The 26461-nt window shown below is 66.5% G+C and carries 22 protein-coding genes; 14 read left to right on the top strand and 8 right to left on the bottom strand.

Features of this window, described 5'->3' with window-relative positions:
* Positions 1-55: 55 nt before the first annotated feature.
* The 4 genes from secD (at position 56) to AC1DE3_RS18220 (ending at position 4033) form a co-directional block, all read left to right on the top strand.
* On the top strand, positions 56-1666 hold the full coding sequence (gene secD, locus AC1DE3_RS18235; RefSeq protein WP_441512723.1) for a protein translocase subunit SecD: 1611 nt from the start codon (positions 56-58) through the stop codon (positions 1664-1666).
* A gap of 33 nt (positions 1667-1699) precedes the next feature.
* Positions 1700-2659 carry a protein translocase subunit SecF gene (secF, locus tag AC1DE3_RS18230; RefSeq protein WP_476778774.1) on the top strand — a complete coding sequence of 320 codons (960 nt, stop codon included), beginning with the start codon at positions 1700-1702 and terminating at the stop codon, positions 2657-2659.
* A gap of 8 nt (positions 2660-2667) precedes the next feature.
* Positions 2668-3045: an Mth938-like domain-containing protein gene (locus AC1DE3_RS18225; RefSeq protein WP_476778649.1), complete on the top strand. Its 378-nt coding sequence runs from the start codon at positions 2668-2670 to the stop codon at positions 3043-3045.
* Positions 3046-3145: 100 nt separating this feature from the next.
* The gene (locus AC1DE3_RS18220) at positions 3146-4033 is read left to right on the top strand and encodes a phytoene/squalene synthase family protein (RefSeq protein WP_476778648.1); all 888 of its coding nucleotides are present in this window, start codon (positions 3146-3148) and stop codon (positions 4031-4033) included.
* Positions 4034-4146: 113 nt separating this feature from the next.
* On the opposite strand, the gene trmFO is transcribed toward AC1DE3_RS18220, so the two are convergent.
* Both trmFO and AC1DE3_RS18210 read right to left on the bottom strand, forming a co-directional pair.
* On the bottom strand, positions 4147-5553 hold the full coding sequence (gene trmFO, locus AC1DE3_RS18215) for a methylenetetrahydrofolate--tRNA-(uracil(54)-C(5))-methyltransferase (FADH(2)-oxidizing) TrmFO (RefSeq protein WP_476778647.1): 1407 nt from the start codon (positions 5551-5553) through the stop codon (positions 4147-4149).
* Between the two features lie 234 nt (positions 5554-5787).
* On the bottom strand, positions 5788-5943 hold the full coding sequence (locus AC1DE3_RS18210; protein ID WP_441512719.1) for a DUF1127 domain-containing protein: 156 nt from the start codon (positions 5941-5943) through the stop codon (positions 5788-5790).
* A gap of 561 nt (positions 5944-6504) precedes the next feature.
* Between AC1DE3_RS18210 and AC1DE3_RS18205 the strand changes: the two genes are divergently transcribed.
* Positions 6505-6858 carry a hypothetical protein gene (locus AC1DE3_RS18205; protein ID WP_441512718.1) on the top strand — a complete coding sequence of 118 codons (354 nt, stop codon included), beginning with the start codon at positions 6505-6507 and terminating at the stop codon, positions 6856-6858.
* 78 nt (positions 6859-6936) lie between these two features.
* Here the strand turns inward: AC1DE3_RS18205 and AC1DE3_RS18200 are convergent, their stop codons facing one another.
* Complete coding sequence (locus tag AC1DE3_RS18200) at positions 6937-9315, bottom strand: heavy metal translocating P-type ATPase (protein WP_476852631.1); 2379 nt, start codon at positions 9313-9315, stop codon at positions 6937-6939.
* A gap of 244 nt (positions 9316-9559) precedes the next feature.
* On the opposite strand from AC1DE3_RS18200, the gene AC1DE3_RS18195 reads away from it, so the two are divergent.
* Positions 9560-10753 (top strand): CaiB/BaiF CoA transferase family protein, encoded by a 1194-nt coding sequence (locus AC1DE3_RS18195; protein WP_476852630.1) that lies wholly within the window; start codon positions 9560-9562, stop codon positions 10751-10753.
* An 11-nt stretch (positions 10754-10764) separates the two neighbouring features.
* The gene (locus tag AC1DE3_RS18190) at positions 10765-11547 is read left to right on the top strand and encodes an enoyl-CoA hydratase/isomerase family protein (RefSeq protein WP_476778644.1); all 783 of its coding nucleotides are present in this window, start codon (positions 10765-10767) and stop codon (positions 11545-11547) included.
* A 184-nt stretch (positions 11548-11731) separates the two neighbouring features.
* On the opposite strand, the gene AC1DE3_RS18185 is transcribed toward AC1DE3_RS18190, so the two are convergent.
* Positions 11732-13057 carry an MFS transporter gene (locus AC1DE3_RS18185; RefSeq protein ID WP_476778643.1) on the bottom strand — a complete coding sequence of 442 codons (1326 nt, stop codon included), beginning with the start codon at positions 13055-13057 and terminating at the stop codon, positions 11732-11734.
* Positions 13058-13193: 136 nt separating this feature from the next.
* Here AC1DE3_RS18185 and cyoA point away from each other — a divergent pair, with 136 nt between their 5' ends.
* Genes cyoA through AC1DE3_RS18160 form a run of 5 tightly spaced genes read left to right on the top strand, consistent with a single transcriptional unit; the run spans position 13194 to position 18128 of the window.
* A complete protein-coding gene (cyoA, locus tag AC1DE3_RS18180) occupies positions 13194-14324 on the top strand; it encodes a ubiquinol oxidase subunit II (protein ID WP_441512713.1) in 1131 nt (376 codons plus the stop codon).
* 29 nt (positions 14325-14353) lie between these two features.
* Positions 14354-16354 (top strand): cytochrome o ubiquinol oxidase subunit I, encoded by a 2001-nt coding sequence (cyoB, locus tag AC1DE3_RS18175; protein ID WP_476852629.1) that lies wholly within the window; start codon positions 14354-14356, stop codon positions 16352-16354.
* A gap of 9 nt (positions 16355-16363) precedes the next feature.
* A complete protein-coding gene (cyoC, locus tag AC1DE3_RS18170) occupies positions 16364-16999 on the top strand; it encodes a cytochrome o ubiquinol oxidase subunit III (protein ID WP_476778641.1) in 636 nt (211 codons plus the stop codon).
* Positions 16996-17370: a cytochrome o ubiquinol oxidase subunit IV gene (cyoD, locus tag AC1DE3_RS18165; protein WP_441512710.1), complete on the top strand. Its 375-nt coding sequence runs from the start codon at positions 16996-16998 to the stop codon at positions 17368-17370. Before cyoC ends, cyoD begins: the two co-directional genes overlap by 4 nt.
* Positions 17371-17378: 8 nt before the next feature.
* Entirely contained in the window at positions 17379-18128 is a 750-nt protein-coding gene (locus AC1DE3_RS18160) for an SURF1 family protein (protein ID WP_476852628.1), read from the top strand.
* A gap of 11 nt (positions 18129-18139) precedes the next feature.
* Here AC1DE3_RS18160 and AC1DE3_RS18155 read toward each other — a convergent pair whose 3' ends face one another.
* Positions 18140-19519, bottom strand: a complete 1380-nt coding sequence (locus AC1DE3_RS18155; RefSeq protein WP_476778639.1) for a M20/M25/M40 family metallo-hydrolase — start codon at positions 19517-19519, stop codon at positions 18140-18142.
* Between the two features lie 325 nt (positions 19520-19844).
* On the opposite strand from AC1DE3_RS18155, the gene AC1DE3_RS18150 reads away from it, so the two are divergent.
* Positions 19845-21029, top strand: coding sequence for a MalY/PatB family protein (locus tag AC1DE3_RS18150; RefSeq protein ID WP_476778638.1), 1185 nt, complete (start codon positions 19845-19847; stop codon positions 21027-21029).
* Positions 21030-21219: 190 nt separating this feature from the next.
* Positions 21220-22506, top strand: coding sequence for an NAD(P)/FAD-dependent oxidoreductase (locus tag AC1DE3_RS18145; protein ID WP_476778637.1), 1287 nt, complete (start codon positions 21220-21222; stop codon positions 22504-22506).
* 18 nt (positions 22507-22524) lie between these two features.
* Here the strand turns inward: AC1DE3_RS18145 and AC1DE3_RS18140 are convergent, their stop codons facing one another.
* The 3 genes from AC1DE3_RS18140 to AC1DE3_RS18130 are packed head-to-tail and all read right to left on the bottom strand — an operon-like array spanning position 22525 to position 26461.
* Positions 22525-24000 (bottom strand): NAD(P)-binding domain-containing protein, encoded by a 1476-nt coding sequence (locus tag AC1DE3_RS18140; protein ID WP_476852627.1) that lies wholly within the window; start codon positions 23998-24000, stop codon positions 22525-22527.
* Positions 23997-25634, bottom strand: a complete 1638-nt coding sequence (locus tag AC1DE3_RS18135) for an ABC transporter ATP-binding protein (RefSeq protein WP_476852626.1) — start codon at positions 25632-25634, stop codon at positions 23997-23999. The genes AC1DE3_RS18140 and AC1DE3_RS18135 overlap by 4 nt, the downstream gene beginning before the upstream one ends.
* Positions 25631-26461, bottom strand: coding sequence for an ABC transporter permease (locus AC1DE3_RS18130; protein ID WP_476778634.1), 831 nt, complete (start codon positions 26459-26461; stop codon positions 25631-25633). Before AC1DE3_RS18130 ends, AC1DE3_RS18135 begins: the two co-directional genes overlap by 4 nt.

Here is a 26461-nt window from a genome sequence, read left to right as displayed (position 1 = left end):
GGCGTCGTCCGGATGCGGCGTGATCTAAGGCACGACAACAAGGCTGTTCACGCAGATGCTTCGTCTCCAGGCCCGCAAGGTCATTCTCGTCCTGCTCGTGCTGATCGTCGGCTGCGGGCTCGCCGTGCCGAACCTGTTCTCGCCGGAGACGCGCAAGGCCATCGCCGACAACGCGCCGTCCTGGATTCCGCGCATCTTCCTGCCGATCCATGCGGTCGTGCTCGGCCTCGACCTGCAGGGCGGCTCGCACGTCCTGCTCGAGATCGACCGGGCGGAGCTGGTGCGCAGCCAGGTGACACAGCTGCGCGACGATGTTCGCCGCGTCCTGCGCGAAGAGCGCATCAGCATTCAGGGCGGCATCCAGACCACGACGCGCGGTGTGCAAGTGCGCGTCCCGGACGCGGCCGAGCGTGCGCGTGTGCTGCCGAAGCTGCGGGAGCTCGCTCAGCCGATCGGCACGCTCGGCGCGTTCGGCCCCTCGGGCAACCAGTCCATCGCCATTGCCGAGCAGCCTGACGGGCTGATCCAGCTGACCGTGACGGAAGCCGGCTCGAACGAGCGCATCCGCCGCGCCGTCGAGCAGGCGATGGAGGTTCTGCGCCGCCGCGTCGACGCGCTCGGCACCACCGAGCCGAACATCCAGCGCCAGGGCCTCGACCGCATTCTGGTGCAGGTGCCGGGCCTTCAGGATCCGCAGCGCCTGAAGCAGATCCTCGGCGACACCGCCAAGCTCGAATTCCGCCTCGTCGGCGACGCCAACAGCAGCGATGTCGACATGCTGCCCTCGCAGGATGCCGGCGGCCAGACCGTCCCGGTCCTGCGCCAGCCCTCCGTCGACGGCGCCGACCTGATCGACGCGCAGCCGGCCTTCGATTCGCGCAGCGGCCAGCCGATCGTGAACTTCCGCTTCAACATCCGGGGCGCGCAGCGCTTCGGCCAGATCACCACCGAGAATCTCGGCCGCCCGCTGGCGATCGTGCTCGACAACAAGGTGATCTCCTCGCCGGTGATCCAGTCGCCCATCACGGGCGGCTCGGGCCAGATCTCCGGCAACTTCACGGTCGAGCAGGTCAACAACCTCTCGATCCTGCTGCGCGCCGGCGCGCTGCCCGCCAAGATGACGATCGTCGAGGAGCGCACCGTCGGCCCCGGCCTCGGCGCCGACTCCATCCGGGCCGGCAAGATGGCAACCCTGATCGCGACCGTGATGGTGGTGATCTACATGCTGGCGACCTATGGCATCTTCGGCCTGATCGCGAGTATCGCGCTCGTCGTCCATGTCGGCCTGATCTTCGGCCTGATGTCCTTCCTCGGCGCGACGATGACGCTGCCCGGCATCGCCGGCATCGTGCTCACCATCGGCACGGCGGTCGACTCCAACGTGCTGATCTACGAGCGCATGCGCGAGGAGGAGCATCAGGGGCGGAGCCTGGTCTCGGCGCTCGAGGCAGGCTTCCAGCGCGCCTTCGCGACGATCATCGACTCCAACGTCACCATGCTGATCGCGGCGGTGGCGCTGTTCTCGCTCGGCTCCGGCCCGGTGCGCGGCTTTGCGGTCGTGTTCATCCTGGGCATCCTCACCACCGTCATCACGGCGGTGACGCTGACCCGGATGCTGATCGCGCTCTGGTATCGCTGGGCCAAGCCCAAGCACCTCCCGTTCTGACGCTGCCAACCCCTTAGGAGATTGGCCATGCGCATGCGCCTGCTTCGTATCGTTCCCGACAACACCCGCTTCAAATTCGTCTGGTTCCGCCGCGTCAGCTATCCGCTGTCGGCTGCCTATTCGGTCCTGGTGCTGGCGCTGTTCCTGACGGTCGGCCTGAACTTCGGCATCGACTTCAAGGGCGGCACGCTGATCGAGATGCAGTCGAAGGCCGGTGCGGTCGACATCGCCCAGATCCGCCATACCGCGAACGGGCTCGGCTTCGGCGATGCCGAGGTGCAGGAATTCGGCTCGGGCGGCGAGGTCTCGATGCGCTTCGGCATGCAGCCGGGCGGCGAGACGGCTCAGCAGGCGGTCGTCGTGAAGGCGCGGGACGCTTTCGCGTCGCAGTACGAGTTCCGCCGTGTCGAGACGGTCGGGCCGCGCGTCTCGGGCGAATTGGTGCAGGCCGGTACGCTCGGCGTCGTACTCGCGATCGTCGGCGTGCTGATCTATCTCTGGTTCCGCTTCGAGATGCCGCTGGCGATCGGCGCGATCCTCGGCACGCTGCACGACATCGTGCTGACCATCGGCTTCTTCCTGATCACGCAGCTCGAATTCAACCTGACCTCGATCGCGGCGATCCTGACCATCGTCGGCTATTCGCTGAACGAGACCGTGGTCGTGTTCGACCGCACCCGCGAATTGCTGCGCCGCTACAAGACCATGCCGGTTGCCGAGCTCCTCGACCTCTCGGTGAACTCGACGCTGTCGCGCACGGCGATGACGGCGACGACGACTTTCCTGTCGTTGCTCGCGCTGGTGCTGTTCGGCGGCACCGCGATCGAGGGCTTCGCGCTCGTCATGCTGTTCGGCGTGGTGATCTGCACCTATTCGGCGATGTTCATCTCGACGCCGGTGCTGCTCTACATGGATGTCCGCTCGGCGGGCGCGCGTGAGGAAGCGCAGGAGACGGCGCGCGCCAAGGCTTCAGCCGCCAAGGCCAAGGCCTGAGCGGCTTCATGCCGCGCTTCGAGGGCTTCGTTCCCGGCCGCTTCCCGCTCGATGCGATCGGGGCGGGTGGCTTCCGCTTCGCCGAGATGAGTCATAAGGGCTCGATCATCGCGACGCCGGCCGGCATCCGGATCTGGCCAGTGACGCGCTTTTCCGAAGTGACGATCGAGAGCCTGCAGCCCGTGCTGGACGAGGCCGAGAGCATCGACTTCCTGTTGATCGGGACAGGGGCCGATATTGCCTTCATTCCGCCCGCTCTGCGTGATCCGCTAAGGCAGGCCGGGATCACCGTCGAGGGCATGGCGACCGGTGCGGCTGCCCGCACCTATAACGTGCTCGTCGGCGAGGATCGGCGTGTAGCAGCGGCGCTGATCGCGATCGAGTAAGGCGCCTGCGATCCGGGATGTCGATCATACCGGCGATGCGTAGCGGGGGCGGGGCGCTTGCCTTACATTAGAAGCGGCCGAGGTCGGCCGAGGCGGAACAATGCCGCATACTGAAACCGACGATCGCAGAGACATCGCTCCGGCGCGCCTGCCGGACGCCTATGCCCATTGCGCGACGCTCGTGCGCGAGCAGGATCAGGATCGCTATATCGCCGGCCTCTACGCCCCCGACGATCGCCGGGCGGCGCTCTACGCGCTCTATGCCTTCAGCCATGAGATCGCGCGGGTAAGGGCGCTGGTCAGCGAGCCCCTGCCGGGCGAGGTCAGGCTGCAATGGTGGCGCGACGTGCTGGAAGGCCAGTCGGGCAGCGAGACGCAGGCACATCCCGTGGCCGCGGCCCTGCTCGACACGGTCCGGCGCTACCGCCTGCCGCTTGCGCCGCTGACGGCGCTGATCGATGCCCGCATCTTCGATCTCTACGACGATCCGATGCCCTCTCTGCGCGATCTGGAGGGCTATGCCGGCGAAACCGCGAGCGCGGTGATCCGGCTGGCCTGCCTGATCCTGGCAGGCGGGCGCGATCCGGGCGGGGCGACGGCCTGCGGCCATGCCGGTGTCGCCTATGCGCTGACCGGGCTGATGCGCGCTTTCCCGTGGCACGCGGCGGAGGGGCAGGTCTACCTGCCGGCCGACATTCTCTCCCGGAACGGCGTGACGCGCGACGACATCGTGCGCGGGCGTGGCGGACCGGGCGTGCTCTATACGCTCAAGGAACTGCGGGAGATCGCTCGCAACCACCTGAAGAAGCTCGCGGGCCTGAGCGAGTCGATTCCGCCGACGCTGAGGCCGGCCTTCCTGCCGGTGGCGCTGGTCGAGCCCTATCTCAGGCGGATGGAGACGAGAGGGTACGATCCCTACCGGAGCATCATCACCCTGCCGTCCTGGCGGCGGCAGTGGATCCTGTGGCGGGCGGCGCGGAAAGGGTGAGAGTTTATGCTCGGGACTGATCCGGGTATCGCCTGACGCACAGGTTCCGGCACTTCATCCTGTCAGAGATTCTCGGGTCAGCGCTTCGCGCCGCCCGAGAATGACGGGCCAGCTTATTGCGCCGCCTTCGCCTCGACGCCGCTCGCCCAGGCGTCCATCTCGACCTTCGCCCGCGCCGTCAGCGCCTGCTTGCGGGCCACGCTCTTGGCCGGCCCCTTCAGGCGCTTGCCGTCGGGGCCGGTGGTTGCCACGCCCTCGATCAGCGGGAACAGACCGAAATTGATGTTCATCGGCTGGAAGGAGCGCGGCCCCTCGTCGATGGTGACGATGTGGCCGCCGGTGATGTGGTTGACCAGCGCGCCCAGCGCCGTCGTCGCAGGGGGCAGCGGCAGGTCCCGGCCCAGACGCTCGGCCGCGGCCATGCGTCCTGCCAGAAGCCCGGTGGCGGCGCTCTCGACATAGCCCTCGCAGCCGGTGATCTGGCCGGCGAAGCGCAGGCGCGTATCGGCCTTCAGCCGCAGATGCTCGTCCAGCAGCTTCGGCGAGTTGAGATAGGTGTTGCGGTGGATGCCGCCGAGCCGTGCGAACTCGGCGTTCTGCAGGCCGGGGATCATGCGGAAGATCGCGGCCTGCTCGCCATATTTCAGCTTGGTCTGGAATCCCGTCATGTTGAAGAGGGTGCCGAGCGCATTGTCCTGCCGGAGCTGGACCACAGCATAGGCCTTCACGGTCGGGTTATGCTTGTTGGTGAGGCCCACCGGCTTCATCGGCCCCCAGCGCAGGGTTTCGCGGCCGCGCTCGGCCATCACCTCGATCGGCAGGCAGCCGTCGAAATAGGGCGTGCCTTCCCATTCCTTGAACTCGGTCTTCTCGGCGGCGAGCAGCGCGTCGATGAAGGCCTCGTACTGGTCGCGGTGGAGCGGACAGTTGATGTAGTCGGCGCCGGTGCCGCCGGGGCCGGCCTTGTCGTAGCGCGACTGGAACCAGGCCTGGTCCATGTCGACCGAATCGAAATGGACGATCGGCGCGATGGCGTCGAAGAAGGCGAGCGAATCCTCTGATGTGAGCGACTGCAGGCCTTGCGCCAAGGCAGGGGAGGTCAGCGGGCCAGTCGCGATGATGACATTGTCCCATTCGGCCGGCGGAAGGCCGGCGATCTCGCCTCGGTCGATGGTGACGAGCGGGTGGCTCTCCAGCGCGGCGGTGACGGCCTGCGAGAAACCGTCGCGGTCGACCGCGAGCGCGCCGCCGGCCGGCACCTGATGGGCATCGCCCTTGGCCATGATCAGCGAGCCGAGGCGGCGCATCTCCCAATGCAGCTGGCCGACGGCATTGCTCGAGGAATCGTCGGAGCGGAAGGAGTTCGAGCAGACGAGCTCGGCAAGCCCTTCGGTCTTGTGGGCGTCGGTGCCGCGCACGGGGCGCATCTCGTGGATGACGACCGGGACGCCGGCCTGAGCGATCTGCCAGGCGGCTTCGGAGCCGGCGAGACCGCCGCCGATGATGTGTACTGGTTCCATGGCTGCGATGTGTCCGCAGCCGGCTTTGAGGTCAAGCCTTTTGACTTTCCGCGCATTCCTATCGTTCGGATGGCGCTGATCCAAACAAGGCGTGCGGGACCTGAAATGCAAAATGCCCGCCGTGAGGCGGGCATTCGCTCTTCGACCAAGTTCGGGGGGAGGGGGAACCCGAACCCGGGAGAAACTACACTGAACGCGCGGCGCCCTATGCGCGGCGGTTCGAAATCAGGATCTTCAGGCCGACGCGTGCGAGCGGGCGATGAAGGTGATCTCCGAGCGCGACAGGCCGAGGTCATCGAGCTCGCGGTCGGTGAGGCGGGAGAGCTCGCGAACGGTCTCGCGATAGCGGAAGTAGGCTCGAATTTTGGCAGCGATCATCGTGACGAACATGGTGGTTTTCCTTGCGTATTCCGGAGCGGGGCGGTGCCCACAGCGATAATTTCGTTGTGCAGTGCATATAAGTCAGGCGGCCTGCCTCTAACAGTGGCTGTCGCTCAGCTCTGTTATGCTTTTTGTGCATGGCCAATTAAGTTTCCGGTCATTTTTGTGAGATCGATCTGCGCTGAGGTAAGGGATGTGTCCGAAATGTGATTGATTCTCTGCCTATGAATTGATCGGAGGCGCCATTTTGGGACGGGCTCTGCGCGAGCTGCCTATTTGGTAGTCATATTGCACTTGCTCAGTCGAGCGCCGTTCGCTTGCGGCAATTTTGCATTGCGAAATAGGGCGCGGTTGGGCTCGAGCAAGCGGCCGAGATGGATCGACAGCGGTTCGTCGAATCCGTGAGGATGGGGCGCTGTCTGCCGGGCAGAAATTGCCCGATCCGCCCGGCGCGGCAAGCGCCTCCTATTGCGGACTATCATCTAACATATTGAAATAGATGATAAATACCCGATTCTTGGCAGCGGCCTGGAGATTGCAGGTCCGTAGTCCAGCAGAAAGGAGCGCGCGATGTCCGTCTCGTTCTCGACCTCGAACTGGCCGATCAATCTACCGACCACCTATGCGACCAAGCCGACGGCGGAAGGCGAATCGCAACAGGATTCCGCCGCGTCCACGGCCGCTTCCTCGTCGTCGCCCTCGTCCTCGACCGAGGCCGAGTTTCTGAAGATCGCCCGGATGACGCCCGAAGAGCGGGTCCAGAAGGCGATCCTCGACAAGCTGGGCATGACCGAGGAGCAGTTCAACAAGCTCGACTCGAAGGCCAAGGCCGACGTGATGGCCAAGGTCCGTGACGAGATGCTCAGGCAGATGGAGGCGAAGAACGAGCGCCGGACCGGAGCCTTCGCCGATATCAGCGTCTGAGTGCGCCGAGCCGGGCTGATGCGCTGAAGCCGGGCTTGCGCCCGGCCTCGTTCGTCAAGGTCCGATCCGCGTCGGCCTTCAGCTCGCCTTGCCGGCGTCGAAGCGCAGCAGCCGCAGCGCGTTTGCTGTGACGATGACGGTCGCGCCGGTGTCGGCGAGGATCGCGACCCAGAGCCCGGTGTAGCCGAGCACGCTGGTGACCAGGAACACGGCCTTCAGCCCGAGCGCGATCGTGATGTTGGCGCGGATATTGGCCATCGCCGCCCGCGCCAGCCGGATCAGCGCCGCGACGTCGCGGACGCGGCTCTTCAGCACCGCGCCATCGGCCGTCTCTAGCGCGACATCCGTCCCTGAGCCCATGGCGACGCCGATGCTGGCCGCTGCAAGCGCCGGCGCGTCGTTGATGCCATCACCGACCATCATCACCGGGGCTTCGGCAGCGAAGGCCTTGATCGCCGCGACCTTGTCGTCGGGCATCAATTCGGCCTTGTGCTCCATGCCGAGGCCGGCGGCGATGGCGGCGCCGGTGCGGGCATTGTCGCCGGTCAGCATGGCCGAGCGGATGCCCATCGCCTTGAGTTCGGCGATTGCGGCAGCGGCGTCCTCGCGCGGCTCGTCACGCAGCGCGATGAGGCCGGCGAGCGCGCCGTCGACGACAACCGCGGCGACGGTCTTGCCGGCTGCCTCCAGTTCTTCGGCGGCGAGGCGTGCCCTTTTGTCGAAGGCAGCGCGCGTCTCCGCGTGCCGCGGCGCGCCGACGAAGATCGCGCGGCCGCCGACGCTGCCGGTAACGCCCTGGCCGGCGAGCGCCGCTGCCTCGGCTGCCGGCGCATAGGCGATGCCGTCGGCGCGGGTGCGTTCGAGCACGGCTTCGGCGAGCGGGTGGGCAGAGCCGTGCTCGACGGCGGCGGCCAGCGCCAGGACCTCCGATTCGCTGGCGGCGAGGGCGACGATGTCGGTGACGCGCGGCTTGCCCTGTGTCAGCGTTCCGGTTTTGTCGAAGGCGACGAGGCCGGTCTTGGCGGCGGTCTCGATGACGACGCCGCCCTTCATCAGCAGGCCTTGGCGGGCGCCGGCCGAAAGAGCGGCGGCGATCGCGGCCGGCACCGAGATGACCAACGCGCAGGGGCAGCCGATCAGCAGCAGCGCCAGAGCGCGGTAGATCCAGATCGACCATTCGGCGCCGAGCAGGAGCGGTGGCACCAGCGCGACCAGCAGGGCGAGCCCGACGATCGCCGGCATGTACCAGCGCGAAAAACGGTCGATGAAGCGCTCGGTCGGGGCGCGGGCCTCCTGCGCTTCCTCGACCAGGCGGATGATGCGGGCGATGGTGTTGTCCTCGGCCGCCTTGTCGACGCGCACGCGCAGCGCCGCCTCGCGATTGACCGAGGCGGCGAAGACGGGTTCGCCGACACCCTTGGTCTTCGGCACGGATTCGCCCGTGACCGGGCTCTCGTCTATGCCGGAGATGCCGTTGGTGATCTCGCCGTCGGCCGGGATGCGGTCGCCCGGGCGGACGAGCACGATCTGGCCGATTTTCAGGCTGGCGGCATCGACCTGCCGGGTCGCGCCGTTCTCCTCGACGAGGGCGGTCTTGGGAACGAGATCGCCCAGTGCCCGGATCGAGGCGCGGGCGCGGTCGGCTGCGACGCCTTCGAGAACCTCGCCCACGGCGAAGAGGAAGACGACCAGCGCCGCTTCCTCGGCCGCGCCGATGAAGAGCGCGCCGACGGCGGCGATCGTCATCAGCATCTCGATGGTGAAGGGAATGCCGGCGCGGGCGGCCGCGAAGGCGCGCTTGGCGACCGGGAATACGCCGATGACGCAGGCCAGGATGAAGGCCCAGTGGCCGATATCGGCGGCAAGCAGGCGGATGGCGTATGCGGCGCCGAGAAGCAGGCCGGTGCCGAGGACGAGGCGTCCCTTGCCGGTCTGATACCAGCGTGCGCCGTCGGGCGTCACTTCATGGACATGGCCGGGAAGGCCGTGGCCATGGTCGCTCGCCGGCGCTGCCTTGGCGGGTTTCGGGTCATGGTCGTGTCCATCGTGGCCGTGAGCATGGTCTTGGCTGTGCGCGTGGTCCGAGCGGCAGGCTTCGCCATGCTCATGGCCGGCAGGGCCATGCTCGTGCCTGCCGTGATTCTGCCCGCCATGATCATGCTCATGATGGTCGTGGCCGCAGCAACTGCCCTTCGCGGCCGGCTTCTCAGCCGGGGCCCTCGCCAGCGCCGCGGCCGTGTAGCCGAGCCCGTTGACGCGCTTCTCGATCGCCTCAGGCGTGGTCTGGCCCGCATCCAACGAGAGCGTCAGGGTCTCAGACATCACCGAAAGCTTGACGTCGCTGACGCCGGGGAGGCGCTCGACCGCGCCGCGAATCTTCGTCGCGCAGCTCGCGCAATCCATGCCGCCGACCTTCCAGGAGAGGGTCTTGGTTTCGGCTGGGGATGGGGCGGCCATATCTTCAGTCTCCGTGTGGCTTCGCTACGGGACCTCTTCTCTACAAGCTGTAGCCACTTCAGCTTCAAGGGAAAAATTCGGGTTCAGCGTGCACGGCGCCATAAGACTGCAAGCAGAAGCCGAAGCGCCGAAAACCAGGCGTGTCCCATTATGTGCCCAGCGCCTGCATGCAGTATGCGCAAGGCGATTGACGGGCCCGGGAAGACGACCGGATAGTTCGCTCCAGGGAGGAGCGAGCGAAAAAATGGCGCAGCCAAGACCGTCCACGGCCCTCGCCGGGCTCAAGGTACTCGATTTGACCCGCGTGCGGGCCGGGCCGACCTGCGTGCGCGTCTTCGCCGATTTCGGCGCCGACGTGATCAAGGTGGAAAGCCCGCCGGGGCTCGATCCCAACGAGAACATGAGCGGCCCGCGCCTAGGGTACGACATGCAGAACCTGCATCGCAACAAGCGCTCGCTGGCGCTCAATCTGAAGACGCCGGAGGGCAAGGCGATTCTGATGAAGCTCGTCGACGATGCCGATCTGCTCGTCGAGAACTTCCGGCCCGATGTGAAGGAACGGCTCGGGCTCGATTTCGAGACGTTGCACGCCCGCAATCGGCGGCTGATTCTGGTCTCGATCTCCGGCTTCGGCCAGTCCGGCCCATACCGGACCCGCGCGGGCTTCGATCAGATCGCACAGGGCATGGGCGGGATGATGTCGGTGACCGGCCTGCCGGGCCAGGGACCGGTCAGAGCTGGAATAGCGCTCGCCGATTCCTCCGCCGGGCTCTACGGCGCGGTCGGCGCGCTGGTGGCGCTGCAGGAGCGCGCCACCTCGGGCAAGGGGCAGTGGGTGCAGACCTCGCTGCTCGAAGCCCAGATCGCGATGATGGACTTCCAGGCGGCGCGCTATCTCGTCGAGGGCTCCGTTCCGCCGCAGGCTGGCAACGACCACMCCTATCAGACGCCGATGGGCGTCTACCGCACGCGCGACGGCGCGATCAATCTCGGTGTCGGCGGCGAGGAGCAGTGGCGTTCGTTCTGTCGCGCGATCGGGCGGCCGGAATGGGGGGCGGATGCGCGCTACGACAGCACGGAGAAGCGCTTCGAGCGTCGTCCGGAACTGCGGGAGGTGATCGAGGAGCGGCTTGCCGAGGCTGACAGCTCCGCGTGGCTGGAGATCATGGAGCGTCACAGCGTGCCGGCCGGCCCGATCTACGCGGTCGACCAGATGTTCGAGGACCCGCAGGTGCGCCATCTCGGCATCGCCAGGCCAGTGAGCCATCCCGAACTCGGCGATATCCGCCTTGTCGGCCAGCCGGTGACGCTCTCGCGCACGCCGGCCGATGTCGCGACGCCGACACCGGCGGCCGGGCAGCATAATGACGAGATCCTCGCTGGGCTCGGCTATGACGAGGCAGGGCTCGCAAGACTGCGGGCCGAAGGCGTGATCTGATGGAGGCCTGCGTGAACGACGAAATCCTGTATGCAGTCGAGAATGGGGTGGGCACGATCACGCTCAACCGGCCCCAGGCGCGCAACGCGCTGACCTTCGCCATGTATGAGCGCATCGCCGAGATCTGCCGTGATCCGGCTGATCATGGCGATCCGCGCGTGATCGTCATGACCGGGGCCGGCGACAAGGCCTTCGCGGCCGGCACCGATATCGCCCAGTTCCGTGCCTTCAAGAGCGCCGAGGACGCGCTGGCCTATGAGGAGCGGATCGAGAAAGTGATCGGCACGATCGAGCGCTGTGCGGTGCCTACACTCGCTGCGATTTCCGGTGCGGTGACGGGGGGCGGCGCGGCGATCGCGCTCGCCTGCGATCTCAGGATCGCGAGCATGACGGCGCGCTTCGGTTTCCCGATCGCGCGCACGCTCGGCAATTGCCTGTCGATGGAGAATTATGCGCGGCTTTACGCCATCCTCGGCCCGGCAAGGGTCAAGGACATCGTCTTCACCTCGCGGCTGGTCGAGGCGGAGGAGGGGCAGCGCATCGGTCTCTACAGCGAGTTACTGCCGGACCATGCTGCGTTGATGGCTCGCGCGGGCGAGCTTGCGCAGACCATTGCTGGCCATGCGCCGCTGACCATGCGCGCGACCAAGGAAGCGATGCGCCGCCTGACGGCCGCGACCGCCGAAGGGCTCGACGGCAGCGACCTCGTGACGCTCTGCTACACCAGCGCCGATTTCCGCGAGGGCATGGAAGCCTTCCTCGGCAAGCGCCCGCCGAACTGGACGGGGCGCTGATTCGAGCTGTGCCGCTATTCCGGGGCAGGCCGCGGGCCTGAGGCCGCACCCGTGGACTCCGCAATCGTCATGCTCGGGCTTGACCCGAGCATCTCGTGCCAAGCGTGCTTCGAGCGCCCCATCTTCGCGCGATTCTCAGGTCTCCCTTCGGTCGCCCGAGAATGACGGTGGTGAGCGGCCCCGCTCAGCCGTAGCTGCGCTCCAGCCTGCGGTCGATTGCCAGCGCCGCCAGCGTGCAGAGCGCGCCGGAGAGCAGATAGACGCCGACCCAGGCGAGGCCGAAGGTGCTCGATACGGTGAGCGCCACCAGCGGCGCGAAACCGGCGCCGATCAGCCAGGCGAAGTCGGAGGTCAGTGCCGCGCCGGTGTAGCGGTACTGCGTGCCGAAGCTCGAGGCGACCGCGCCTGCGGTCTGGCCGTAGGAGAGACCGAGGAGGCCGAAGCCGATGATGACGTAGATCGTCTGGCCCGCCTGGCTGTCGCCGAAGAGCAGCGGCGCGACGATGCTCGACAGGCTGAACAGGGCGATCATCGCACCGGACAAAAGCAGAGTGTTGCGGCGGCCGATCTGGTCGGCGATCAGGCCGGAGGTGACGATCGCGCCCGCTCCGACGACGCCGCCAGCGCCCTGGACCAGCAGGAATTCCGAGACCGAGCGGTCGGTAAAGAGGTTGATCCAGCTCACCGGGAAGATGGTGACGAGGTGGAAGAGCGCGAAGCTTGCCAGCGGCACGAAGGCGCCGAGGACGAGCGTGCGGCCATGAACCCGGATGAGTTCGGACACCGGCACCGGCATCAGCTCGCGCGTTTCCATCAGCTCGGCGAATTCATGGGTCGCGACCATGCGCAGCCGGGCGAAGAGCGCCACGACGTTGATCGTCAGGGCGACGAAGAAGGGGTAGCGCCAGCCCCAGCCGAGAAAATCCGCCTTCGAGAGCGCACCCTCGAAATAGGCGAACAGCCCGGCAGCGAGGATGAAGCCGAAGGGGGCACCGAGCTGCGGCAGCATGGCATACCAGCCGCGCCGATTGGGCGGCGCGTTGAGGGCGAGCAGCGAGGACAGGCCATCCCAGGCGCCGCCGAGCGCGATGCCCTGCAGCAGCCGGAAGCCGGCGAGGATGACGACGGACCAGATGCCGATCGTCTCGTAGCCCGGCAGGAAGGCTATGGCGGCCGTCGCGCCGCCGAGAAGAAACAGCGCCGCAGTGAGCTTGGTCGCCCGGCCGTAGCGCCGGTCGATCGCGAAAAACAGCACCGAGCCGAAGGGGCGCGTCACGAATGCCAGCGCGAATATGCCGAAGGCGTAGAGCGTGCCGGTGAGCCGGTCGACGAAGGGGAAGACCAGTTCGGGGAAGACCAGCACGCAGCCGAGGCCGAAGACGAAGAAGTCGAAATATTCCGACGTCCGGCCGATAATGACGCCGAGCGCGATATCGGCGGGCGTCACATGGTCCCGCCCGTGCTCGTCCGTCAGATGCCCCGATGAATGGCTCGCCGCGTCAGCGCTCATGACCGCGAATTCCTCGCTGGGGGGCTCACCGGAACAACCGGACTTGCCCGCACCTCATACAAATGGATACGGTGGATAGAAGCCACCCGTCAAACCGCCGCAATGGGACAGATTGTCCGATGTGCGGTGCGAAAGAATGGGAATAGAGAACGTCGGTTCCCGGAAGAGGGAGGTCTCGAGTCTCTTGCGCATCTTTCGTTTTTTAGCGGCTTTGCCGGTTTTTGCGCTGCTTGGCGGATGCCAGTGGGTCCTGCTGTCGCCGTCGGGCGATGTTGCGATGCAGCAGAGAAACCTCATGCTCGCCTCCACGGCGCTGATGTTGCTCATCATCATTCCGGTGATGGCGCTGACGATTTTCTTCGCCTGGCGCTACCGTGCCTCGGCCAATGCCAGCTATCATCCGGATTGGAACCATTCGCTGCCGCTTGAGGTGGTGATCTGGTCGGTGCCGCTGCTGATCATCATCGTGATCGGCGCGATGACCTGGATGGGCACGCATCTGCTCGATCCCTATCGGCCGCTCGACCGCATCAGCGCTTCCAAGCCGACCGTCGAGGCGAGAGCGGGTGGCAACGGGCCGACAAAGCAGCCGCTGGTGATCCAGGTCGTGGCGCTCGACTGGAAATGGCTGTTCCTCTACCCGGCGCAGGGCATCGCCTCGCTGAACGAGGTGGTGGCGCCGGTCGATCGGCCGATCGAGTTCCGCATCACCTCCTCCTCGGTGATGAACTCGCTCTTCATTCCCGCGCTCGCCGGCCAGATCTACGCAATGCCGGGCATGCAGACGAAGCTCAACGCCGTGATCAACCATCCCGGCGACTTCGAGGGCTTCTCGGCCAATTACAGCGGCGCCGGCTTCTCAGACATGCGCTTCCGCTTCCACGGCGTCGACGAGAAGAGTTTCGGCGAGTGGGTGCAGGGCGCGATCCGCAACGGCAACCCGCTCGGGCGCGAGGAGTATCTCGTGCTGGAGAAGCCGAGCGAGCGCGAGCCGGCGCGCCTGTTCCGCGACGTGCCCTCCGATCTCTTCGGTGCCATCCTGAATATGTGCGTCGACCGCGCGAAGATGTGCATGCGCGACATGATGGCGATGGACGCCAAGGGCGGCGGCGGCAAGGAAGGTATCCATATCGTTGCGCAGCTGGAATACGACAAGAGCGTACGCCGGGGTGGGCAGCCGATGCCGCCGCGCCCCTTCGTGACGGCGATCTGCACGCCGACCGATGTCTACGGCACCGCGGGCGTCACCGCCCGCGTCGCCAACTGAAGCGCTTTCGCTAGCGAGCCGAGTGAACAATGACCTCCTATCCCGACTGGTGGAAGCTGCTGTTCGGACGCTTCACCCTCGAGGCGATCCCCTATCACGAGCCGATCCTGATCGGGACGTTCGCCGCGGTCGCGCTCGGCGGCCTCGCGCTCATCGCGCTGATCACCCGCTTCAAGCTCTGGGGCTATCTCTGGCACGAGTGGTTCACCAGCGTGGACCACAAGAAGATCGGGATCATGTACATGATCCTGGGCGTGATCATGCTGCTGCGCGGCTTCGCCGACGCGCTGATGATGCGCGGCCAGCAGGCGATCGCCTTCGCCGGCAATGAGGGCTATCTGCCGCCGCAACATTACGACCAGATCTTCACGGCCCACGGCGTGATCATGATCTTCTTCGTGGCGATGCCCTTCGTCACGGGCCTGATGAACTATGTCATGCCGCTGCAGATCGGCGCGCGCGACGTCGCCTTCCCCTTCCTGAATAATTTCAGCTTCTGGATGACGGTGGGCGGCGCCGTGCTGGTGATGATGTCGCTCTTCGTCGGTGAATTCGCCAAGGTCGGCTGGCTTGCCTATCCGCCGCTCTCGGGGGCGGCCTACTCGCCCGGGGTCGGCATGGACTACTACCTGTGGGCGCTGCAGATTGCGGGCGTCGGCACGACCTTGTCGGGCGTCAACCTGATCGCGACCATCGTGAAGATGCGCGCTCCCGGCATGGACTTGATGAAGATGCCGGTCTTCAGCTGGACGGCGCTGTGCACCAACGTGCTGATCGTCGCGACCTTCCCGATCCTGGCGGCGACGCTCGCGCTGCTGACGCTCGACCGCTATGTCGGCACCAACTTCTTCACGAACGATCTCGGCGGCAACCCGATGATGTACGTGAACCTGATCTGGATCTGGGGCCACCCGGAGGTCTATATCCTGATCCTGCCGATCTTCGGGGTCTATTCGGAGGTGGCCTCGACCTTCTGCGGCAAGCGCCTCTTCGGCTATGCCTCGATGGTCTATGCGACGGTGGTCATCACCATCCTGTCCTATCTTGTCTGGCTGCACCATTTCTTCACGATGGGCTCCGGCGCCAGCGTGAACTCGTTCTTCGGGATCACGACGATGATCATCTCGATCCCGACGGGCGCGAAGATCTTCAACTGGTTGTTCACGATGTATCGCGGCCGCATCCGCTTCGAGCTGCCGATGATGTGGCTCCTGGCGTTCATGCTGACCTTCGTCATCGGCGGCATGACCGGCGTGATGCTCGCGGTGCCGCCGGCCGATTTCGTGCTGCATAACAGCCTGTTCCTGATCGCCCATTTCCACAATGTCATCATCGGCGGCGTGGTCTTCGGCGTCTTCGCCGGCATCGCCTACTGGTTCCCCAAGGCCTTCGGCTTCAAGCTCGACCGGTTCTGGGGCCTGCTCTCCTTCTGGTTCTGGGTGATCGGCTTCTACGTCGCCTTCATGCCGCTCTATGTGCTCGGCCTGATGGGCGTGACGCGGCGCCTCAGCCGGTTTGAGGATCCCTCGCTGCAAATCTGGTTCGTGGTTGCGGCTGTGGGAGCGGTGCTGATCGCCCTGGGGATCCTCTGCTTCCTGATCCAGATCGGTGTCAGCATTATGCGCCGCGAGGAGTTGCGCGATACGACCGGCGACCCCTGGGACGGGCGCACGCTGGAATGGTCGACCTCGTCGCCGCCGCCGGCCTACAACTTCGCCTTCACGCCGATCGTCCACGACCTCGACGCCTGGGCCGACATGAAGAAGCGCGGCTACAAGCGTCCGCTCGGCGGCTTCCGGCCGATCCACATGCCGCGGAACACCAGTGCTGGTCTGATCATCGCCGGGCTCGCGACAATCTGCGGCTTCGCTTTGATCTGGTACATCTGGTGGCTGGCGGCGCTCAGCTTCGTCGGCGTCCTGGCGACGGCGATCGGGCATACCTTCAACTATAACCGCGACTTCCACATTCCGGCCGAAGCCGTTCTGCGCGAAGAGGATTCGCGCACCCAACTGCTCGGCCGGGCCTGAGGGGCGATGATGGCTAAGGCGATAGCGGAAGCGCAGGCTGCGAACGGCGTTCCGGCGTTCTACGTGACGGAGGAAGAGCACGAGCACTCCGGCGGCTCGACCATGCTCGGCTTCTGGCTCTACATCATGAGCGACTGCCTGGTTTTTGCGGTCCTCTTCGCGACCTTCGGCGTGCTCGGGCGCAACTATGCGGCCGGGCCATCAGGCGCCGATCTGTTCGACCTCAGGCTGGTCGCGATCAACACGGCGATGCTGCTGTTCTCCTCGATCACCTACGGCTTCGCCATGCTGGCGATGGACAAGGGCCGGCAGGCGGCGATGCAGGGCTGGCTCGTCGTCACCGGCCTCTTCGGCCTCGCCTTCCTCGCGATCGAGCTCTACGAATTCGCGCATCTCATCCACGAGGGCGCGACGCCGATGCGCAGCGCCTTCCTGTCCTCCTTCTTCACGCTGGTCGGCACGCACGGGCTGCACGTCACCTTCGGCCTGATCTGGCTGACAGTGCTGATGGTCCAGGTCAGGCGGCGCGGGCTGATCGAGGCCAACCGGCGCCGGCTGATGTGCCTGAGCATGTTCTGGCACTTCCTCGACGTCGTCTGGATCGGCGTCTTCACATTCGTTTATCTGATGGGCGTGCTGAAATGAGCGCTAGCCAGAACCACGCCGAACATCACGACGAGCATGGCGGCGACGGTCAGCCGCATGGCAGTCTGCGCGGCTATGTCACCGGCTTCCTGCTTTCGGTCGTCCTGACCGCGATCCCATTCTGGCTGGTCATGAACGACGTGCTCAGCAATTCGATGCTGACCGCAATCGTGATCATGGGCTTTGCCGCCGTGCAGATCGTCGTCCACATGGTCTATTTCCTGCACATGAACAGCCGCTCCGAGAGCGGCTGGACGATGATGGCGCTGATCTTCACGATCGTCATCGTGGCGATTGCGCTCTCCGGCTCGTTGTGGGTGATGTACCACCTCAACACCAACATGATGCCGACCGAGCTGCACAAGATGTGAGGCGGCTCGTGCCCGCGGGCGCTACGGGCAAGCGGCGCGCAGGCGCCGGACGCCTCATCTTTGCTGCGGCCCTGACCCTCGTCACGCTGGTTTCCGCCGGCCTCGGCATCTGGCAGGTGCAGCGGCGTAGCTGGAAGCTCGACCTGATCGCCCGGGTCGAGGCGCGGATTCACGCCGCGCCCGTGACTGCACCGGGTCCGCTGGAATGGCCGGCCATCGCGGCTGATACTGCCGAGTATCGCCGCGTCGCCATGCAGGGCCGTTATCTTGAGACGCCTGAAACACTGACGATGGCGGTGACCGAACGCGGCCCGGGCTTCTGGGTGATCGCCCCCTTCCGCGCCGATTCGGGTTTCACGGTCCTCGTCAACCGCGGTTTCGTGCCGGAGGATCGGCGCGGGGTCGAAGAGCGGCGCAAGGTGGCCGGCGAACAGGCGAGGGTGGTCGGGCTGTTGCGGCTCACCGAGCCGGGCGGCGGCTTCTTGCGCGCCAACGATCCCGCCGCGGGCCGCTGGTATTCTCGGGACGTTGCCGCGATCGCCTCGGCGCGAGGGCTTGGCGAGGTCGCGCCCTATTTCGTCGATGCCGACGCGGCGAGCGAACCAGGGCCGTTGCCGCAGGGCGGCATGACCCAGGTCAGCTTCCGCAACACGCATCTGATCTATGCGCTGACCTGGTTCTGCCTTGCCCTTTTGAGCGCCGGAGGCCTCATCTTCGTGCTGAGAGGCAAGGCCCGCGAGGAAGCGCCGGCCTCATAGTTCCAGCCGGCTCAGCCCTCGCCCTGCAATTGCCCGAGTTCATGCAGCAGCGCCGCGCCCGTCCTGATCCCGCTCTGGAAACAATCCAGTGTCATGTTTTCGTTCGGGGCGTGGTTGGCTTCATCATGGTTGGCATAGGGCGTGACATAGGCGGGGATGCCGAGGATCTTGGTGAAGACGTAGTTCGGCAGGCTGCCGAAACCGGCCGGGATCAGCAGCGGCTCCTCGCCATGGGCGGCGACGAAGGCGCGGCGTAGCGGCACCGTATAGCGCGAGGCGATCTGCGTCTTCGAGGGCTGCATGCCGGTTTCCTCGACGATGAACTCGACCTCCGGCGCATGCTTGGCGACATGGGCCGCAACCTTGCGCAGGATGTCCTCCGGGTCCTGCGCCTCGACGAGGCGGATATCGCATTTCACCAATGCCTCGTTCGGCAGCACGGTCTTGGTGCCCGGCCCGCCGTAGCCGCCGTGGAAGCCGTTGATCGTCAGCGTCGGCTGGAAGCACAGGCGATCATAGAACGGCCGGTCGAGCGGCGCGTCGAGGCGCTTGAGGTCGAGCCCTTGCTTGAATGCGTCCAGATCGAGCGGCAGGCGCTCGATCGCCTCCAGATCCTCGGAGGTCGGCGGCTGGACGTCGTCGTGCAGGCCCTCGATGGTAATCTCGCCATTGGCGTTCTTCATGGTGGCGAGCAGGTGGACCAGCGTCCAGATCGGGTTCGGCACGACACCGCCGAAATTGCCGGAATGGACGTCGCGGCTGGCATGGCGGCAGCGTAAATCGAAGGAGACGACGCCGCGCGAGCCGAACTTGATGGTGGGCGCGCCGCTGGCATGGCGCGGGCCGTCGGCGGTGACGGCGAGATCGGCCTTCAGCTTGTTCTGGTTGGCGCGCACGAAGCCGGCGATGCGCGGGCTACCGATCTCCTCCTCGCCCTCCAGCAGCAGGATGACATTGCAGGGCAGTTCGCCATGGACCTTGAGATGGGATTCGATCGCGAGGATCTGGGCGAAGTGCTGGCCCTTATTGTCGCCAACGCCGCGTGCATAGAGCCGGCCGTCTCGAATCGTGGGCTCGAAGGGCGGGGAAACCCATTTGTCGAGCGGGTCCGGTGGCTGCACGTCGTAATGGCCGTAGAGCAGCACAGTCGGCTTGCCCGGTGCCTTCTCCCAGCGGGCGAGGACCATGGGATGACCCTCGGTCTGCACGAGGCTGGTCTCGAGCCCGATCTCCGTCAGCATCTCGACCAGCAGCGCCCCGACCTCGGCGATGCCGATATTCTCGGCGCTGATGCTGGGGTGGCGCAGATAGGCGATCAGCCGGTCGAGGAAGGCGCTGCGGTTGGCTTCGATATGATCGAAGACCGGAGCAAGGGCGTCAGAGGAAGCCATTTCGTTATAGGCCTTTGCAGAAGAACGTTGCGATTGTGAATCAAGGGCGGCCCCGCAGGTCGGGCCAGCTCCCGAGCACGGCGCGGGCAGCCTAGAAGTTGATCCTGCAGCTCTCAACCGGTGCGCCTCGCCATTCCTGCCACAGCAGCCATGCGGCAAGGACAGGCCGCGAGGTCGACCGCCATACGCCCTCCGCCTGCGACGTCATGCTGATTTTCGAAAGCCGTCGTGGCGGCTACGCCGGTTTACGTTCGCGATCCGACGCGGCAGAACGGGTGGCAGCGGACCGTATTCAACACCTCGCGGCCGCTTCTGGGGATCATCAATGTTTAGAACGCCGGACTTCGACGAGCTGATCGACCGCCGCGGAACCCATTCCGCCAAATGGGACATGATGGAGAAGAATTATGGCGTGTCGGCTTCCGACGGCATCGCCATGTGGGTGGCGGACATGGATTTCCGGCCACCGGCCTGCGTCCAGCAAGCGGTCGAGCGCATGGCGAGCCATGGCGTCTACGGCTATTTCGGCGATGACCGCACGAACAGCGACGCCATTCGCTGGTGGATGAAGACCCGGCACGGCTGGGATGTCGCGCCGGAGGCGATCTTCACCACCCACGGCCTGGTCAACGGCACGGCGCTCTGCGTCGATGCCTTCACCGCGCCGGGCGACGGCGTCGTGCTGATGACGCCGGTCTACCACGCCTTTGCCCGCATCATCCGCTCCGCCGGGCGGCATGTCGTGGAGTGCCGGCTGGCGACAGAGGACGGGCGCTACGTCCTCGATATCGCTGGCTGGGATGCGCAGATGACCGGCCGTGAGCGGATGCTGATCCTGTGCTCGCCGCATAATCCCGGTGGGCGCGTCTGGACCGGCGACGAACTCCGCGAGATCGCCGCCTTCTGCAAGCGCCACGACCTGATTCTCGTTGCCGACGAGATCCACCACGATCTGGTCATGCCGGGATTCCGGCACACCGTCATGCCGCTGGCCGCTCCCGACATCCTCGATCGGCTCGTGATGATGACGGCGACCACCAAGACCTTCAACATCGCGGGCGCCCATATCGGCAATGTCATCATCCCCGACGAGGCTCTGCGCGAGCGGTTCCGCGCGCGGATGAACGCGCATGGCATCTCGCCCAACTCCTTCGGCATGGCGATGGCGACGGCCGCCTACAGCCCCGAAGGGGCGGCCTGGGTCGATCGGCTCGTGGCCTATATCGACGGCAATCGGAAGCTGTTCGACGACGGGGTGAATGCCATTCCCGGTCTGCGCTCGATGCCGCTTGAGTCGACCTATCTCGCCTGGGTGGATCTCGCGGGAACCGGCATGGAGCGGGCGGAGTTCACCGCCCGTGTCGAGAAGCAGGCGAAGATCGCGGTGAACCACGGACCGAGCTTCGGGGCCGGTGGCGACAGCTTCCTGCGCTTCAATCTTGCGACGCCGCGCGCCACCGTGGTCGAGGCCGTCGAGCGGCTGCAGCAAGCGTTCCGCGATTTGCAGTAGCGCTGCTGGACGGGCGGCTACGCCCGGCCGGCAGAACGCGCACTGCGCTCGGTGCGGGACAGCGACCGCGTCCCGCATCCATCTCTCCGCTTTCCGTCGAGCCCGCTCCGGCTTATTGATGGGGGCGGGAGACCTCATGAGACGCATCTCCGGATACCGTCGCCACCGCCTCGCTGACATCGGATAGCCGATGACGGCCGACGCTCCCCACCACGTCGTCATCGTCGGGGCCGGCTTCGGCGGGCTGGAAGCGGCGCGCAACCTTGCCGCCGCGCCGGTCAACATCACGGTCGTCGACCGGCGCAACCACCACCTCTTTCAACCGCTGCTCTATCAGGTCGCGACGGCGTCTTTGCCGACCTCGGAGATCGCGTGGCCGGCGCGCTCCCTGCTGCGGCGCTATCCGAACGTCACGACGTTGCTGGGCAGCGTCGTCGGCGTCGATGCGGACGCCAAGACTGTGCTGATCGATGGCGAGCCAGCGCTCGCTTTCGATAGCCTGATCCTCGCGACCGGAGCGCGCCACGCCTATTTCGGCCATGACGAATGGGAGCCCTATGCGCCCGGCCTGAAGACGCTGGAAGACGCGACGAAGATCAGGCGGCGGATATTGTCAGCCTTCGAACAGGCAGAGTGGGAGACCGACGAGACCCGGCGTGCCGAGCTGCTGACCTTTGTCATCATTGGCGCCGGGCCGACTGGCGTCGAGCTCGCCGGGACGATCGCCGAGCTGGCGCATGACACGCTGCGCGCCGATTTTCGCAATTTCGATACGCGCAACGCGCGGGTGGTTCTGGTCGAGGCGGGCCCGCGCATCCTGGCGGGCTTCACCGAGGACCTTTCGGCTTATGCCGAGCGGGCGCTGATCGGCCTCGGCGTCGAGGTCCGGACCGGGCACGCCGTGTCGCGCTGCACCGAGGACGGTATCGCGCTTGGCGATGCCTTCCTGCCGGCGAAGACGATTTTGTGGGCGGCGGGCGTTGCGGCCTCGCCGGCGGCTGAATGGCTGGGAGCGCCAGCCGACCGGGCAGGGCGGGTGATGGTCGAGCCCGATCTCTCCGTACCCGGCCACGCCGAGATCTTCGTGGTCGGGGATACGGCCCATGTCGTCTCGGCCGACGGCAAGCCCGTGCCAGGCGTGGCGCCCGCGGCGAAGCAGGAAGGGCGATACGTCGCCGGGGTGATCAAGGCCCGGCTGAAGGGCGCCGCCGCGCCGCCGCCCTTCGCCTACAGCAATGCCGGCAACCTCGCGACCATCGGCAAGCGCGCGGCCATCGTCGATTTCGGCTGGATCAAGCTGAAGGGGCGCATCGCCTGGTGGACCTGGGGTATCGCGCACATCTTCTTCCTGATCGGCCTGCGCAATCGCCTCGCCGTCGCGCTGAACTGGCTGTGGATCTATGTCAGTGGGCACCGCAGCGCCCGGCTGATCACGCAGGGACCGACGAAAGGCGGCGAAACCGACGTTCCTCGCTGACGGGCTGCCTGGCGCTCGTCAGGAGGGGAAATCCTCTGGCCTGAAGAAGGGCGTATCCTTCAGCTCGGGCTCGTCGAAGGCCTCGAGATCGCGGCGGATCTCGGCAATGTCCTGCCGGAAGAATGCCGCAACGATAGCCTGCGCCGCGCGCTCGCCGGCGATGGCGACACCGGGGATGTCGCTCGCGATCGCGCCATGGCTGACGAGGGCGCCGTGGTTGACGAGGTGGATACGCGAGAGCTCGGCCGGCGCGCCCGCGACACGCGGCTGCAATTCAAACCCCGGGCCGAGATAGGGCGCCCGCGCCAGTGCCGGGCGCGCAAGCGCGGCGGGCGGCACGTAGCGATCGCTCCAGCGCGCGATAAGCGGGGTCAACTCTGCCAGTTCCGGGATTTTGGCCGCATCGACCTGGAAGCCCGTCGCGACGATGAGGAAGTCGTGCCGGCGTTCGAGCCGGCCTTCCGGCGTGTCGATGTCGAGCACGACCTGCGCGCCCTCGCGCCGGACGCTCGCCACGCTGTGGCGGAAGCGAATATCGAGCCCGTCGGATTTCAGGGCACGTAGCACCGTTTCGTGTGGCGGCGGCGCCAGCATGTCATCGAGATAGGCTGCGAGCGCCCAGCGATCGGCATCGGGCAGGGCGCCCCAGCCATGGAAGTAGCCGGGATTGGCCGAGCCGCGGCCCTTGTTGATCTGCGGCAGATGCGGCCGGCGCAGATACATCTCGACGCGCGCCGCGCCTTGCTCCAGCGCCGTCGCGGCATTGTCCCAGGCCGAGGCGCTGCCGCCGATCACGCCGACCGACTTGCCGCGGAGCCCTGCGAAATCGATTGGGTCGTTGCCGTGGGCGGCGACGGTCGGCCTCAGCTCATGCGGCACGACATCCGGCCAGACATCGCCGCCCGCACCGCCACGCCCGGTGGCGAGGACGACATGGCGGGCAAAAACGCTCTTTGAGCCTTCGGCGGTCTCGATGTCGAGCGCGAGCAGGCCGTCCTGCGGCCGCAGCTTCGTCAGCGCGCTGCGATGCTGCACCGGCAAGGCCAGCACCCGCTGGAGCCAGCTGAGATAGTCGACCCAGGCAGCGTTGGGGATCTTGTAGAGCGCGTCCCAAGCCGCTTCGCCGAAGCTCGCCATGTACCAGGCGGCGAAGGTCAGCGAGGGGACGCCGAGGGCTGGCCCGGTCAGCGTCTTGGGCGAGCGCAGCGTGTCCATGCGCGCATAGCGGTTCCACGGGCCTTCGCGGCCCGGCTCGTTGGCATCGAACAGGCGGATATTGACGATGCCCTTGGCGAGCAGAGCCGAGGCGGCGGCGATGCCGTTCATGCCGGCGCCGATGATGGCGACGTCGAGGACCGGTTCACCTGCTTCCGTTGTCCGCGGATGGAGCCAGGGCTTTGCCGGGAAGCCGAGCAGGGCGAGGTCGCACCTCACCTGCGCTTCATGCCGGGCAAGGCCGTCGGCGATCGGGACCGGTGTGGCGATGCGCTTCATGATGGAACCTCCGCTGTTTCGCGGACGGCCCCCGCCGTGCCGAAGCTCTGGCCGGGGATCGAGGCGAGCAGGGCCTGCGTATAGGGGTGCTTGCGCTGGCCGAAGACCTCGGCCACCGTTCCGGCTTCCACGACTTCGCCGTTCTTCATCACCGCGACGAGATCGCAGACCTGCGCCGCCACGCGCAAATCATGGGTGATGAAGACGATGGACAGCCCGAGCCGCTCGCGCAGGCCGGCGAGAAGCTTCAGCACCTGCGCCTGCACGGAGACGTCGAGCGCCGAGACCGGCTCGTCGGCGACGAGGACGTCGGGTTCGAGCGCCAGCGCCCGCGCCAAACCGATGCGCTGGCGCTGGCCGCCTGAGAACTCGTGCGGATAGCGGTCGACCGCCGCCGGATCGAGCCCGACGAGGCCGAAGAGCTCGCGGGCACGCTCCAGCGCCTGCTTGCGCGGCATGCCGTTGACGACGAGGCCCTGAGCGACGAGGTCGCCCACCTTGCGGCGCGGGTTGAGCGAGGCGAAGGGATCCTGGAACACCATCTGGATATGCCGGCTGCGCGCCCGCATCTCGGCGCGGGAGAGCTTGGTCAAATCCTCGCCGTTCAGACGGATCGCGCCTGTGTCGGGATCGATCAGCCGGATGATGCAGCGCGCCAGCGTCGATTTGCCGGAGCCGGATTCGCCGACGATGCCGAGTGTCGCGCCCTTCGGCAGGGTCAGCGATACGGCCTTCACGGCGTTGGTGACGCGCTGGCCGCGGCCGAGGAAGCCGCCGGTGCGATAGGTCTTCGAGACGTTCTCTATCGTCAGGATCGCCTCGTCCGAAAGCGGGCGCGGCGGCGGCGGTTCGAGCGCCGGCACGGCCGCAATGAGCTGGCGGGTATAGGGGTGGCTGGGGCGGCTCAGGACGGTTTCGGGATCGCCCTGTTCGACGACCAGACCGTGCTGCATGACCACCACGCGATCCGCGATCTCGGCGACGACGCCGAAATCATGGGTGATGAAGAGCACGGCGGTGCCCTTGCGCGCCTGCAATTCGCGGATGAGCTTCAGGATCTGCGCCTGGGTGGTGACGTCGAGTGCCGTCGTCGGCTCGTCCGCGATCAGCACCTTCGGGTCGAGCGCCAGCGCCATCGCGATCATGGCGCGCTGGCGCTGCCCGCCCGAGAGCTCGTGTGGATAGGCCTTGGCCGCGCGCTCCGGCTCTGGGATCTGGACTTCCGTCAACAGGTCTTGGACACGGGCCGCGATCGCGCGTTTGCCGAGGTCGGTGTGGATGCTGAGCATCTCGCCGATCTGGTCGCCGATGCTGCGCAGCGGATTCAGCGCCGTCATCGGCTCCTGGAAGATCATGGCGATGCCGGCGCCGCGAATCTTTCGCATCTCGGCTTCGCCTAGCGCGGCGATGTCGCGGCCCTCGAAGAGGACGCGGCCGCGCTCGATCGCGACGCCGGTGGGAAGCAAGCGCATGATCGCATTGGCCGTCATCGACTTGCCGGAACCGGATTCGCCGACGACGCAGACGATCTCGCCCGCCTTCAGCTCCAGCGAGACGTCCTGCATCGCGTAGGGGCGGTCGGCTCCCTCCGGCAGGGCGACGGTGAGCCCGTCGAGAGTGAGGATCGCGCTCATCGTCCCTTGAGCCTCGGGTTGAGGGCGTCGTTCAGCCCCTGGCCGACGAGCGACACGCCGAGCACGGTAAGTACGATCGCGAAGCCGGGAATGGCCGAGACGTACCACTGCACGCGCAGCACGTCGCGGCCGAGCCCGATGAGGTTGCCCCAGGAGGCGACATTGGGATCGGAGAGCTTGAGGAAGGCGAGCGAGCTTTCGAGCAGGATCGCGACCGCCATGACGACGCTGGCGTAGACGATCACCGGCGGCAGGGCGTTGGGCAGGATCTCGCCGAAGATCAGCTTGAGATCGGAGAGGCCGATGGTGCGCCCGGCCTGTACGAACTCGCGGTTGCGCAGCGAGAGGAACTCGGCGCGGGTGAGACGGGCCGGTGCCGGCCAGGAGACGATGCCGATCGCGACCATCACCGTCGGCAGCGTCGAGCCGAAGACGACGACGAGGACCAGCAGCAGCAGGAAGTTCGGCAGGGTCTGGAAGGCTTCGGTGATGCGCATCAGCACAGTGTCGACCTTGCCGCCGTAGAAGCCGGCGAGCGCGCCGATGACGATGCCGATCGCAACGGCGATGACCGTGGCGATCACACCGATCAGCAGCGATATGCGTGCGCCATAGAAGATCTGGGCAGCGATGTCGCGGCCGGAATTGTCGGTGCCGAGCAGGAAGCGCGGGTTGGCCAGCGGCCATTGCAGCGGCCGGCCGGCGAGCGCCAGCGGATCGCGCGGGAAGAGCCAGCCGGCGCTCGCCGCCATGGCGAGGACGAGCAGCAGAAGGAACAGGCCGATTACGGCTGGCGGGCTGCGGAAATAGCGCTTGAGGGCGTCCAT

This window comes from Allobosea sp. 10L417 (genome assembly GCF_056395485.1).
The sequence above is the reverse complement of the archived record's forward strand: the minus strand, read 5'-3'. Positions and strand labels throughout refer to the sequence as shown.